The sequence below is a fragment of the Bradyrhizobium sp. P2_E8 genome (genome assembly GCF_056403875.1).
The window spans coordinates 1-11453 of sequence record NZ_JBFUES010000132.1 but is presented as its reverse complement, the minus strand read 5'-3'; the positions used below and the strand labels follow the sequence as shown (position 1 = coordinate 11453).

15 protein-coding genes are annotated in these 11453 nt (G+C 65.0%); 12 read left to right on the top strand and 3 right to left on the bottom strand.

The window, feature by feature from the left end:
• A partial coding sequence (locus AC1D00_RS10160) for a creatininase family protein (protein ID WP_477010575.1) occupies positions 1 to 230 on the bottom strand: 230 nt, incomplete at its 3' end.
• Positions 231 to 380: 150 nt separating this feature from the next.
• On the opposite strand from AC1D00_RS10160, the gene AC1D00_RS10155 reads away from it, so the two are divergent.
• From AC1D00_RS10155 to AC1D00_RS10125, 7 genes are all read left to right on the top strand, one after another.
• Positions 381 to 1403 carry an ABC transporter substrate-binding protein gene (locus tag AC1D00_RS10155; RefSeq protein ID WP_135179011.1) on the top strand — a complete coding sequence of 341 codons (1023 nt, stop codon included), beginning with the start codon at positions 381 to 383 and terminating at the stop codon, positions 1401 to 1403.
• Positions 1404 to 1507: 104 nt separating this feature from the next.
• Positions 1508 to 2323 carry an ABC transporter ATP-binding protein gene (locus AC1D00_RS10150; RefSeq protein WP_135179010.1) on the top strand — a complete coding sequence of 272 codons (816 nt, stop codon included), beginning with the start codon at positions 1508 to 1510 and terminating at the stop codon, positions 2321 to 2323.
• A complete protein-coding gene (locus AC1D00_RS10145) occupies positions 2320 to 3138 on the top strand; it encodes an ABC transporter permease (RefSeq protein ID WP_135179009.1) in 819 nt (272 codons plus the stop codon). Before AC1D00_RS10150 ends, AC1D00_RS10145 begins: the two co-directional genes overlap by 4 nt.
• Positions 3138 to 4127: a 2-hydroxyacid dehydrogenase gene (locus tag AC1D00_RS10140; RefSeq protein WP_477010574.1), complete on the top strand. Its 990-nt coding sequence runs from the start codon at positions 3138 to 3140 to the stop codon at positions 4125 to 4127. The genes AC1D00_RS10145 and AC1D00_RS10140 overlap by 1 nt, the downstream gene beginning before the upstream one ends.
• Positions 4127 to 4819, top strand: a complete 693-nt coding sequence (locus AC1D00_RS10135; protein WP_477010573.1) for an AprI/Inh family metalloprotease inhibitor — start codon at positions 4127 to 4129, stop codon at positions 4817 to 4819. The genes AC1D00_RS10140 and AC1D00_RS10135 overlap by 1 nt, the downstream gene beginning before the upstream one ends.
• A gap of 102 nt (positions 4820 to 4921) precedes the next feature.
• Complete coding sequence (locus tag AC1D00_RS10130) at positions 4922 to 5329, top strand: YciI family protein (RefSeq protein WP_404552258.1); 408 nt, start codon at positions 4922 to 4924, stop codon at positions 5327 to 5329.
• Between the two features lie 133 nt (positions 5330 to 5462).
• Positions 5463 to 6737, top strand: a complete 1275-nt coding sequence (locus AC1D00_RS10125; RefSeq protein WP_404552260.1) for an RNA polymerase sigma factor — start codon at positions 5463 to 5465, stop codon at positions 6735 to 6737.
• A 121-nt stretch (positions 6738 to 6858) separates the two neighbouring features.
• Here AC1D00_RS10125 and AC1D00_RS10120 read toward each other — a convergent pair whose 3' ends face one another.
• Positions 6859 to 8250, bottom strand: a complete 1392-nt coding sequence (locus AC1D00_RS10120) for a peptidoglycan-binding protein (RefSeq protein WP_477010572.1) — start codon at positions 8248 to 8250, stop codon at positions 6859 to 6861.
• Positions 8251 to 8511: 261 nt separating this feature from the next.
• On the opposite strand from AC1D00_RS10120, the gene AC1D00_RS10115 reads away from it, so the two are divergent.
• Positions 8512 to 8886: a hypothetical protein gene (locus tag AC1D00_RS10115; RefSeq protein ID WP_135179003.1), complete on the top strand. Its 375-nt coding sequence runs from the start codon at positions 8512 to 8514 to the stop codon at positions 8884 to 8886.
• A 164-nt stretch (positions 8887 to 9050) separates the two neighbouring features.
• On the top strand, positions 9051 to 9371 hold the full coding sequence (locus tag AC1D00_RS10110; RefSeq protein WP_135179002.1) for a YMGG-like glycine zipper-containing protein: 321 nt from the start codon (positions 9051 to 9053) through the stop codon (positions 9369 to 9371).
• Between the two features lie 22 nt (positions 9372 to 9393).
• Here the strand turns inward: AC1D00_RS10110 and AC1D00_RS10105 are convergent, their stop codons facing one another.
• Entirely contained in the window at positions 9394 to 10179 is a 786-nt protein-coding gene (locus AC1D00_RS10105) for a bestrophin-like domain (protein ID WP_135179001.1), read from the bottom strand.
• Between the two features lie 169 nt (positions 10180 to 10348).
• Here AC1D00_RS10105 and AC1D00_RS10100 point away from each other — a divergent pair, with 169 nt between their 5' ends.
• The 3 genes from AC1D00_RS10100 to AC1D00_RS10090 form a co-directional block, all read left to right on the top strand.
• Positions 10349 to 10816 carry an SRPBCC family protein gene (locus tag AC1D00_RS10100; RefSeq protein ID WP_477010571.1) on the top strand — a complete coding sequence of 156 codons (468 nt, stop codon included), beginning with the start codon at positions 10349 to 10351 and terminating at the stop codon, positions 10814 to 10816.
• Positions 10817 to 10848: 32 nt separating this feature from the next.
• On the top strand, positions 10849 to 11184 hold the full coding sequence (locus tag AC1D00_RS10095; protein ID WP_198033867.1) for an ArsR/SmtB family transcription factor: 336 nt from the start codon (positions 10849 to 10851) through the stop codon (positions 11182 to 11184).
• Between the two features lie 2 nt (positions 11185 to 11186).
• The coding region (locus tag AC1D00_RS10090; protein ID WP_477010570.1) for a hypothetical protein at positions 11187 to 11453 on the top strand (267 nt) is incomplete at its 3' end.

Below are 11453 nucleotides of genomic sequence, written 5' to 3'. Positions count from 1 at the left end.
GTGGAAATCCCGACCGGTTCGACGGGGAGAAAACTGGCCGGAACGGTTGCGGGCAAGAGCTCGCGCACGCGCGCCAGATAGGCGTCGGCGATCAGCACGTCGGTTGCAAGCGGCAGATGCGGCCCGTGCTGCTCGGTCGCCGCCAGCGGCAGCACCGCGATCCAGCGCGCCGCCTCCATTGGACCGGCATCGGCCCAGCGGATCTCGGTCCAGTCGCGGGACGGCGTCATCAAGTTGTCCTTGGAGGTTTCTTTGCCCGAATTTGTCACGTAATTTGGGGTATGGAGGGGACGCGGGCCTGGCCGGCTCGCGTCCCCGATGTCTTGCGGTTTTATCGCGTTGGACTGGCATCGGCCAGCCACGATCGACGGAGTCCCATCATGAGCCTCTCTCATCTGCGGCGAGCGTTAACGGCGGGCTTGATGGCCGCTTTGGTTTCGGTCGTCCCGGCGCGCGCCGAGACCCTGGACAAGGTCACCTTCGGCACCAACTGGGTCGCCGAGGCCGAGCATGGCGGCTTCTTCCAGGCGGTCGCCGATGGCACCTACAAGAAGTACGGGCTCGACGTCACCATCGTCCCCGGCGGTCCCAACGAGAACAACCGGATGCTCTTGATCGCCGGCAAGATCGATTTCTTCATGGCCGCGAACACGCTGATGTCGTTCGACGCGGTCGCCAACAACGTCCCCGTCGTCACCATCGCCGCGGTCTTCCAGAAGGATCCGCAGGTGATGCTGACGCAGCCGGACGCCAAGGTCGCCAAGATCGAGGACCTCAAGCCGCTGACCCTGTTCGTCTCCAAGGAAGGCATGACCAGCTACTTCCAGTGGCTGAAGTCCGAATACGGCTTCAACGAGAAGAACGTCCGGCCCTACAATTTCAATCCGCAGCCCTTCATCGCCAATCCCAAGAGCGCGATGCAGGGCTACGTCACCTCCGAGCCCTTCGCGGTCGAGAAGGCCGCCGGCTTCAAGCCGAACGTGCTGCTGCTCGCCGATTACGGCTTCAACACCTACTCGACCCTGATCGAGACGCGCCGCGACATCGCCGAGAAGAAGCCCGATCTGGTGCAGCGATTCGTCGATGCCTCCATGATCGGCTGGTACAATTACATCTACCGCGACAATTCTGCCGGCAATGCCATGATCAAGCAGCTCAATCCCGAGATGACCGACGATCTGCTGGCCTATTCCGTCGCCAAGATGAAGGAACACGGCATCGTTGATTCCGGCGAGTCGCTCAAGAACGGCATCGGCGCGATGAGCGACGAGCGCTACACCTCCTTCTTCAACAAGATGGTGAAGGCGGGTGTGGTGAAGCCCGATCTCGATTTCCGCAAGTCCTACACGCTGCGCTTCGTCAACAAGGGCGTCGGCGTCGAGCTGCGCCCGACCAAGCCGTAACGCATGCCGGAGTTAGATCGATATGTCGCGGCGCGGTTCACCTCTCCCCGCTGGGGAGAGGTGCAGGTTGCCGATCGATCCCACCACATCACATCCAGCGCTCAATGGTAGAGCGCAAAACCTCGTCCGGGGTCGAGGCCAGCCTGACGGCACTCGCCGTCAGCCTGCGCGGTGTGACGAAGGTCTATGACAACGGCGTCATGGCGCTCGGGCCGCTCGATCTCGCCGTGCGCAAGGGCGAGTTCATCTCGCTGCTGGGGCCGTCGGGGTGCGGCAAGTCGACCGCGCTGCGGCTGATCGCGGAGCTCAGCGCGCCGTCGTCCGGCATCGTGCGGATGGCGCGTCACGAGGGACCTGCACAGCCGGGTCACGGCATCGGCTTCGTGTTTCAGGAGCCGACCCTGATGCCCTGGACCAGCGTGCGCGAGAACGTGCGGCTGCCCTTGAAGCTCGCAGGCGTCCCGAAAGCGGACGCACGCGCGCGCGCCGACGAAGCGCTGGCGAGCGTCGGGCTTGCCGATTTCGCCGACGCCTATCCGCGCGAGCTGTCAGGCGGCATGAAGATGCGGGTCTCGCTGGCGCGCGCGCTCGTCACCGATCCCGATATCCTCCTGATGGATGAGCCGTTTGCGGCGCTCGACGAGATCACGCGCTTCCGCCTCAACAACGATTTGCTCGCGCTGTGGCGGGCCTTGCGCAAGACCGTCATCTTCGTCACCCATTCGGTGTTCGAATCCGTCTATCTGTCGCAGCGCGTGGTGGTCATGACGGCGCGGCCGGGCCGGATCCAGGCCGACATCCGCATCGAGACGGTCGAGCCGCGGACCGAGGAGTTTCGCACCTCGGCCGCCTATTCGGATTATTGCCGGAAGGTGTCGGCCGCGCTGGCGCCGTCCTATTCGGGGCAACCGGCGCTATGAGCGCGCAGCCCTCCGTCACCGCCGGGCCGTCCGGCGCGCACCGTGCGGTGCGCTTCGTGCTTCCCGTCATCGTGCTTGCGGCCGGGCTTCTCGCCTGGGAACTCGTGGTCCGCATCAGGGAGATCCCGCCTTACGTGCTGCCGGCGCCCTCCGTCATCTTCCTGACGCTGATCAAGGACTGGGCGGTGCTGTCACAATCGCTCGTCACCACGCTTCTGACCACGCTCGAAGGATTTGTGGCGGCGAGCGTCGGCGGTATCGCGCTGGCGCTGTTGTTCAACCAGTCGAAATGGGTGGAATATTCGCTGTTCCCCTACGCCGTCGTGCTCCAGGTGACGCCTGTGATCGCGATTGCACCGCTGCTCCTGATCTATCTGGAGCAGCAGACCGCGGTCGTCGTCTGCGCCTTCATCGTCGCCTTCTTCCCGGTGCTCTCCAACACCACGCTCGGGCTCAATTCGGTCGACCGCAACCTCGCCGGTTTGTTCCAGCTCTATGGCGCCTCGCCACCACAAACCCTGCGCTTCCTGAAGCTGCCGGCGGCGCTGCCCTATATCCTCGGCGGCCTGCGCATCGCCGGCGGGCTGTCGCTGATCGGCGCCGTCGTGGCCGAGATCGCGGCTGGAACGGCCGGCGCCGGCTCCGGGCTCGCCTACAGGATCGCCGAGTCAGGCTACCGATTGAACATACCCCGCATGTTCGCCGCGCTGCTGTTGTTGTCGCTGGCCGGGATTGTCATCTATGGGGTGCTGGCGCTAGTTTCCCACCTCGTTTTACGGCGCTGGCATGAAAGCGCGCTTGGAAAGGAAAATTGATGACCGCCGGTTCGATTTCGTCCRAAAAGATCGACCTTCTGATCTATGGGCCGGTGCGGCCGATCCTCGAGAACGGTTTTTCCGATCATTTCGTCGTGCACAGGGCCGAGACGCGAGGCGACCTCGAGCGGTTGACCCCCGCGGTCCGTGAAAAGATCCGCGGCGTGGCGGTGACCTATCACACGGTGCGCGCCGACAAGGACTCGCTGTCGCAACTGCCCAAGATCGAGATGGTGGCAAGCTTCGGCGTCGGCTACGACCATATCGACGCCAAATACGCGGCCGAGCACAACATCATCGTCACCAACACGCCCGACGTGCTGACCGAGGAGGTCGCCGACGTCGCGATGGGCCTCCTGATCTCCACCGTGCGCGAGTTCATCAAGGCCGACCGTTACGTCCGCTCCGGGCTCTGGCAGACGCAGAACTATCCGCTCAGCGTCGGCTCGCTGCGCGACCGCAAGGTCGGCATCGTCGGCATGGGCCGGATCGGCCAGGCCATCGCGCGCCGGCTCGACGCGTCGCTGGTGCCGGTGGTCTACCACTCCCGCAACCCGTCCAAGGACGTCTCCTACAAGCATTATCCCGATCTGATCGAGATGGCGAAGGCGGTGGACACCTTGATGGTGATCGTGCCCGGCGGTGCCAGCACCAACAAGATGGTCAATGCCGAGGTGCTCAAGGCGCTCGGCCCGCGCGGCGTGCTGATCAATGTCGCGCGCGGCTCGGTGGTCGACGAGCCGGCGCTGGTGCAGGCGCTGAAGTCCGGCACCATCCTCGCCGCCGGTCTCGACGTGTTCGCGGCGGAGCCGAGCGTGCCGGACGAGCTCAAGAGCATGCAGAACGTCGTGCTGCTGCCGCATATCGGCTCGGCCTCGGTGGTGACGCGCAACGCGATGGACCAGCTCGTCGTCGACAATCTCAAGGCCTGGTTCGCCGGCAAGGCGCCGTTGACCCCGGTTGCGGAAACGCCGTTCAAGGGGCGCTGATGACCATTCTTCGGGGCGTTGCGTTGGCCATCGCGGCATGTGTCGCCGCGGTCGGCCCTGCGCTTGCGCAGGATGCGACGACCCTGAAGAAGCAGATGCCCGGGCAGTGGGAGCTCTCGACCACCGAGCGCAGCAAGACCTGCGTCGTCACGATGAAGGCCGACGCTGCCGGCCAGGGCTTCAAGCTGGAGCTGGAGCCGGCCTGCAAGACCGCGCTGCCCTTCACCAAGGACATCGTCGCCTGGAGCGTCAGGGGTCTCGACATCGTTCGCTTGCAGGATGCGACCGGTGAAGCGGTGATCGACTTCACCGAGGTCGAGGCCGGCATCTTCGAGGGGCTGCGGCAGGGCGAGGGCGTCTACATCCTGCAAGACCTCGCCGCCGCCCGTTCGATGGCCAAGTCGATGGACCAGATGATCGGCGACTGGTCGATGGTGCGCGGCAACGGCCAGCCGGTCTGCGGGCTGACGCTGACCAATACCGAGGCCGGGCCCGACAATTTCCAGGTCTTCCTCAAGCCGAGATGCGATGCGGCGATCGCGCAGTTCAACCCGACGCAATGGCGGCTCGAACGCGGCCAGATCATCCTGATGTCGAAATCAGGCGATATCTGGCAGTTCGAGGCCGACGACAACGCGCAGTGGCGGCGCGTTCCCGATACCGCTGATCCCCTGATCATGCTGCGGCAATAATTTCTCCCGGGGATGTCGATTTAGCCGAGGCTCAATCGTCACATCCATAGCGAGCCGGTTAGCGGCCGGAGCGGTCGCTGCTCGCGCCAAGGGAGTTTTTCCATGCGCTTCATGTACATCGTGACCTCCAGCCAGCCGATGGCAGGCCCGTCCCCGGCACTGGCGGAGGCGATGCAGAAGATATCCGAGCGGGAGATCAAGGCCGGTCGAATGCTCGACACCGGCGGCCTGATGCCGCTTGCGACCGGCGCACGGGTGAAGATCGTCGACGGCGAGCTCAGCGTCATCGACGGCCCCTTCGTCGAGGCCAAGGAAGTGATCGGCGGCTACGCCATTTTCGAGCTGCGCGACAAGGCGGAAGCTCTGGCCATGGCGAAGGAATTCATGCAGTTGCATCTCGATCACATGCCGGGATGGGATGGCACCTGCGAATTGCGGGCATTCGCGACGCCGGGTGTCGACGTGGCGTGCGAGATCGACGCGCATTCCAGGGTCGCCGCCCACGCCTGATGGACACCACCGCTCGTCCTAGAGCGTTTTCGAGCGAAGTGGATACCGGTTCGCGTAAAGAAAACGCGTCAAAACAAGAATCTAGAGCCCCGTTCCGATTCCGTCGGAACGGAAAGGGCTCTAGTCGGCGGCGATGACGGCCGCCGACATCGATCGCGCGATTCACGCAGCTTGGCGCGTCGTGCAGCCGCGGCTGATCGCGACGCTGTCGCGCATGCTGCGGGACGTGACGCTCGCGGAGGAATTGACCCAGGACGCACTGGTCGCCGCGCTGGAAGCCTGGCCGCTCAGCGGGGTGCCGGATAATCCCGGCGCCTGGCTGGTTGCGACAGCCAAGCGCCGTGCGCTCGATCATCTGCGCCGGGCGAAAATGCTCTCCCGCAAGCAGGACCTGCTGACGCACGACCTGATGCAGAAACAGGACGCGATGCCCGATTTCGACACCGCCCTCGACGACGACATCGGTGACGAATGGCTGCGGCTGATCTTCACGGCGTGCCACCCGCTGCTGCCGCGGCAGGCCCGCGCGGCGCTGGCGTTGCGCATGATCTGCGGCCTGACCACCGACGAGATCGCGCGCGCCTTCCTGGTGACGGAGGCAACCATCGCCCAGCGCATCGTCCGCGCCAAGCGCACGCTTTCGCGGTCGGGCCTCACCTACGAAACGCCAAGCGGCGAGGCGCTTTCCGAGCGTCTCGCCTCGGTGCTCGAGGTCGTCTACCTCATCTTCAACGAGGGCTATTCGGCCTCACGCGGCGAGGAGTGGCTGCGGCCGCAGCTCTGCGACGAGGCTCTGCGCATGGGACGGGTGCTGGTCGGGCTCGCACCGCTCGAGCCCGAGGTGCACGGTCTCATGGCGCTGATGGACCTGAATGCCGCGCGGATGCATGCCCGCACCGACCACGATGGCGAGCCCATCCTGCTCATGGACCAGGATCGCGGGCTGTGGGATCGGCTGCAGATCACCCGCGGCCTTCGGGCGCTGGATCGCGCGCGCGCGCTCGGCGGTGCCGGCCGGTTCTACACGCTGCAGGCAGCCATCGTCGCGTGTCATGCCACCGCGGAGACGGCCGCAAGCACCGACTGGCGGCGCATCGCGGAACTCTATGGCCAGCTTGCGACGCTGGTGCGCTCGCCGGTGATCGAACTCAACCGCGCAGTCGCGCTCGGCATGGCCGAAGGGCCGCAGGCCGGGCTCGATCTCGTGGATCTGATCGCCGGCGAGCCGGCGCTCAGGACGTATCACCATCTTCAGGCCGTGCGCGGCGACCTTCTGCAAAAGCTCGGCCGCTTCGCCGAGGCACGGGTTTCGTTCGAGACCGCCGCCCGTCTTGCCACCAATGCGCGCGAGCGCGGGTTGATGGAACGACGTGCGGCAGACATTGCCGATGCCGGCGGCATGGCTTGAGGCGCGCTGAAACGGTTCGAGACGCCCGGGCTCCTCACCATGAGGGCTGATATCTCGCCGCGAAACGCGACCTCATCCCGAGGGCCCGCTGTAGGCGGGCGTCTCGAAGGATGGCCGCAGATTACGTCGTCGGCTTCGGCGGCGGCGCGGTGCCCTGCGCCCACTTCTCCAGCTTGCCGAGCACGCCCCAGGCCGTGAGTGCCAGCGAGATCGGCATCGCGAACTGGCCGAGCCCCGGCACCGCCGACACGATCGTCCCGAGCAATCCGGCAATGCCGCCTGCGTTGGGAGTCGCCGTCACCGACGAGAGCAGCGCGGTGAGCACCGAGCCGCCGATGCCGAGTGCCGTCTTCTTGCCGTCGAGCAGCTTGCCGATGGTCTCGCCGAGCGCGCCGTTGACCTGGCCGAGCACGGGCTTGCCGTCCTTGTTGAGCAGGGCGCTGAGCAGGTCGACGACCTGCTTCAGCTGATCGACCGGGGCGGGATTGGTCGGGGTGACTGGTCCTGGCATGGGCGCCGTCTTGTTGATGAGAGAGAAGAGCCGTTCGAACAGGCTGATCGGGTCGTTGGTGGTGGCGGGCAGCGTGTTGCCCGGTGTCGTCGTCCCCGGCGTTACGCCGCCGGCGGACGGTCGCAGCAATTGCGCGAGGTCCTCCAGCCGCTTCAGGGCCTGGGACAGATCGCCGGTCTGCCCGGCGGTGCCCGACTGCGTCGCGCGCGTGATGGCGGCGACCGTGGCCCCGTCGAGAAGCCCGGTATCCCTCAGGCCGTTCTGCTGCTGAAACTGCGAGACCGCAGCCCTGGTCTTCGGTCCGCTGATGCCGTCCTCCGCAAGCGGCGGATTGGCGCCGAGCTTGTTGAGCGCCTGCTGCATGAGAACGACCGTCGAGGCGATGTCGTCCTCGGGCTCGGCGCGGCCCACGAATTGCGGGCTGCCGTCGAGGGTGATCGAGGAATCGAGCGCCATCATCGCATGCAGGATCACGGCGGTGCCGAGCTGGGAATCGACGTGGTTCGAGTCGAACACGTGGTCGCGGACGAATTTGCCGCCCCTCGCTTCGGGCGGGCCGTACAGTGTCGAGCCGCCATAGAGATAGGGCGAATTGCAGCCCTTGGCGTGATAGCCGAAGCCGTTGAACGCCTCGAGCCGGAACAGCATCCGCGCGATGCCCCAGTCCTGGGCGCCGATGAAATTTTCGATTCTGAACGCGTCCACGGCGCCGTCCACGAACGTGGCGAACGGGCCGCGCCCTTTCGGAACGATGGTCGTCACGCGATGGATCGACTCGCCGTTGCCGAGATAGGTGTCGAAATCGAAATTGGACTCGCGATAGTGGCAGAGGGCGGCAAAAAACCAGGGAACACCGGTCAGCCGCTCGATCTGCTGATAGGTCGCCTTGCCGTTGATCGCCTTGCGGGCGACCGCGTTGGCGTCGGCAAGGCGTGAAGGCCGGATCTCAAGACTGGACCAATTTCGCTCGTATTCGCCTTTCAGACTCTCGAATGAGACCATTTCCCGCTCCCGAAAAATTATGAATTATCGAAATTATATGAAAGTCAGAGTGAACCAGGCCCCGTGATCGGGGCGTGACTCCAGCGTGATCGGCGCAAATGTGGCAGGTTGCCGGCTAGGCGCATGTGAAATGGCTTACAGCTCCAGCGGGAAAATGGGCGGCGGGACCGGCATCGCAGGGCGTCCGACAATGAGGGAACCCGCGGGAGCCTCCGCCCGTTAGCAACGTACGCGGTCAGGAGGCTTGCCCAGGAGGCTTGCATGGCCAAGCGCGTCCTCGCGATCGGCATCGAACCCGGCGTTGCGGACTACAGCGCATTCCCGCAACTGACGCCGGAGCTCGTGCGCAATTACATCGAGGCGCAGTTCTTGCGTCTGCGCGATCTCGGCTACCACGTCACGAGCTGCCTGATCGATGTCGACGCGGCGGCCGAAGCCGCGGTGACGGCGGCGTTGCGCGACGAGAGCTTCGACTGCATCGTGATCGGAGCGGGCCTGCGCGAGCCGAAGGCGCGCCTGCTGCTGTTCGAGAAGGTGCTCAACCTCGTCCACCGCCTGGCGCCGAATGCGGCGATCTGCTTCAACACCACGCCCGCCGACACCGCCGAGGCCGTGCAGCGCTGGATGGAGCCCTGACCTTTCGACGGCCTGCATGTGCATCGCACACGGTACGGTCTGGGCTGCCGTCGCGCAGCGCCCCCGGCGCCATCGCGGCGCGTTCCAGCTGCGGCGCCGGCAATTTGTCTGGCTCGAATCCGCTTGCGGCGCTATGACACAGCTCAGCACAGGGGAGGGCGAGCATGCTTCGAGGTCTTCGCATTGGAAGTCTTGGGATCGCGGCGTGTCTGACGGTTGCGTTGGCGATGCCGGCGCATGAGGCGGCGGCCCAGGATGCCGTCGGCGGCGCGATCATCGGCGGTGTCGGCGGGGCGATCCTCGGCGGCGCGATCGGTGGCGGCCGCGGTGCAGCAATCGGCGCCGTCGTCGGTGCCGGCACGGGCGCCGCGATCGCCTCGGAGGGCGAGCGCCGCCGCTCCGGCTACTACGCCTATCAGCGCGGCTGCTACATGCAGCGCCCCGACGGACGCTACGTCCCGGTCGATCCCCGATATTGCTATTGAGGCCTGACGGAGCGCTCGCGCGCTAGCTCTTTGCTGCCGCCGGCATGATCTGGAGCAGCGGCTCCGGCTGGATCGAGATCTGGCCGGCGAAGGGCCGGTCATGTGCGGCGATGAGCAGGACGGAGGTGGCTACTCCCGTCGCGAACAGGCCCATAGCGATCGCCGATCCCAGGCGGTTGTCGCAATGAACGAGGCCGATCACCAGCAGCGCGCAGACGGCCTGGAGGTACAGGCACCACCACTTGACCGGGTTCACTGCGGCGAGGCTGACGATGATCCGCTGCCGCCGTGCATCCAGCGCCTGCTCCAGCGCTGCGATGAGCTCGCGCTGCACATTCGCCTGCCCCGTGCCTTGCGGCGTCATCGCGATGACGAGCTGCAACGCTTCCGCAAGCGCAGGCGGCGTGACTTTCAACGAGACCGCCTGATGCGCCATCATCGGCCATTCCACTGTCACGGCCTGTCCGACATAGTCGCGGACCAGGCCGCGCAGCCGCGTCTCCTGCTCCGCCGGCAGGCCTGCGGCCAGCAGCACGGCGCTTCGCAGCGCACTGGCCTCGCGGCTCACCGCAGCGCCGGCGCGGTCGCCGTCACCCCAGACCTGCGCCGCAGTGAAGGCGACGAACAGGCCGAAGATGATGCCGAGCACCGGCAGCATGCCCGGCGAGATCGCCTTCAGCGATTTGGCGCGCTCGCCGGTCGCGACAAGTGCGATGCCCGCGAAGATCGCCCCGGCGAGCAAATAGGTGAATCCGAAGATCACCAGCGCCATCAAGGGCAGCGGCAGATTGTGCAGCCAGTCGCTCATGCTGTTCTTGTCGCTCGATTCGAAGCTTCAGATCAACCGCATCCCGCGCTTCAGCGTGCGCAAATCGCCGGCTTCTCCATGCAGACGGTTCTGATACTGAAGTCGCCACTTGACTATCGCGCCGCGCGCTTATACTGAAGTATAGACTTCACTAATGAGCAGGGCGGCAATGACCGATCAATCCATCGTCGACAACACGTTTGTCATCGAGCGCATGTATCTCAAGCCGCCGATCCAGGTATTCGCGGCTTTTTCCGACGCGTCCAAGAAGCGGCGCTGGTTTGCTGAAGGCCCTGACCATGACGTCGAGCATTTCAGCATGGATTTTGCCGTTGGAGGGCGAGAGCGCGCCCAATACCGCTTCAAGAAGGGCACGCCTTTCGCCTCGGTCGCGCTCACCTACGACGGGCACTTTCTGGATGTAGTTGCTGATCGCCGCGTTGTTACGGCTTCCACGATGACGTTAGGAGAGCGGCGCATATCCGCATCCCTCGTGACCGCGGAATTCCGTCCAAAGAATTCGGGGACGCTGTTGGTCCTGACCCATCAGGCCGTCTTCTTCGAGGGTGCGGACGGTCCCAAAATTCGCGAGGCTGGATGGCGCGCTCTGCTCGATCGACTTGAGCCGGTCGTTTAGGCACCTGCACGGAAAACCGGAGGACCGTGTCAATGGCCACGTCCATGGCCTTGCGCATCGGCAGGGTCGATCGAATCCTGGATGCCCTTGGTGATTCTACGCGCCGTCGGATCATTCGTCTTTTGAGTGCCGGTCCAATGTCCGTGTCGGACCTTTCCAGGCCGCTCGGTATCACCGTCACGGCCGTGACCCAGCATCTGCGCATTCTTCAGTCCTGTGCCTTGCTCAAGTCCCACAAGAAGGGGCGCGTACGAATGTGCAGCCTGGATACGTCGGGATTCGAGACCCTGGAGCACTGGATCAGAGAACACCGGACGTCGTGGGAGCGTCGCCTCGATCGACTCGGCAGCCTCCTGGAGGAGGATTAGACGTGAAGAAGCTGCTGATTGCGATCGGCGTGGGCACAGGATTTGCCACGCTCCTGGGGGGTGGTTTCATCGCATGGGCGCTCGATGCGTACAGAGCGGACCCTCTGGCGCAGGCCCGCGCCCTGAACGATTCTCGCGTTGTGATCAGCGGGCATGATGGTTTCATTGTCATTCGCCCGTCCGCTGCCCCGTCTGCGATTGGACTCTTGTTTTATCCGGGCCTCCGGATCGAGCCAAAGGCATATCTCTCAAAGCTTGTCGCGCTATCC

What these genes read in the sequence shown, in the direction of transcription:
- AC1D00_RS10155 (WP_135179011.1), top strand. Translation starts at nt 381, where the DNA reads ATGAGCCTCTCTCATCTGCGGCGAGCGTTAACGGCGGGCTTGATGGCC.
- AC1D00_RS10150 (WP_135179010.1), top strand. Translation starts at nt 1,508, where the DNA reads ATGGTAGAGCGCAAAACCTCGTCCGGGGTCGAGGCCAGCCTGACGGCA.
- AC1D00_RS10145 (WP_135179009.1), top strand. Translation starts at nt 2,320, where the DNA reads ATGAGCGCGCAGCCCTCCGTCACCGCCGGGCCGTCCGGCGCGCACCGT.
- AC1D00_RS10135 (WP_477010573.1), top strand. Translation starts at nt 4,127, where the DNA reads ATGACCATTCTTCGGGGCGTTGCGTTGGCCATCGCGGCATGTGTCGCC.
- AC1D00_RS10130 (WP_404552258.1), top strand. Translation starts at nt 4,922, where the DNA reads ATGCGCTTCATGTACATCGTGACCTCCAGCCAGCCGATGGCAGGCCCG.
- AC1D00_RS10125 (WP_404552260.1), top strand. Translation starts at nt 5,463, where the DNA reads ATGACGGCCGCCGACATCGATCGCGCGATTCACGCAGCTTGGCGCGTC.
- AC1D00_RS10120 (WP_477010572.1), bottom strand. Translation starts at nt 8,250, where the DNA reads ATGGTCTCATTCGAGAGTCTGAAAGGCGAATACGAGCGAAATTGGTCC.
- AC1D00_RS10115 (WP_135179003.1), top strand. Translation starts at nt 8,512, where the DNA reads ATGGCCAAGCGCGTCCTCGCGATCGGCATCGAACCCGGCGTTGCGGAC.
- AC1D00_RS10110 (WP_135179002.1), top strand. Translation starts at nt 9,051, where the DNA reads ATGCTTCGAGGTCTTCGCATTGGAAGTCTTGGGATCGCGGCGTGTCTG.
- AC1D00_RS10105 (WP_135179001.1), bottom strand. Translation starts at nt 10,179, where the DNA reads ATGAGCGACTGGCTGCACAATCTGCCGCTGCCCTTGATGGCGCTGGTG.
- AC1D00_RS10100 (WP_477010571.1), top strand. Translation starts at nt 10,349, where the DNA reads ATGACCGATCAATCCATCGTCGACAACACGTTTGTCATCGAGCGCATG.
- AC1D00_RS10095 (WP_198033867.1), top strand. Translation starts at nt 10,849, where the DNA reads ATGGCCACGTCCATGGCCTTGCGCATCGGCAGGGTCGATCGAATCCTG.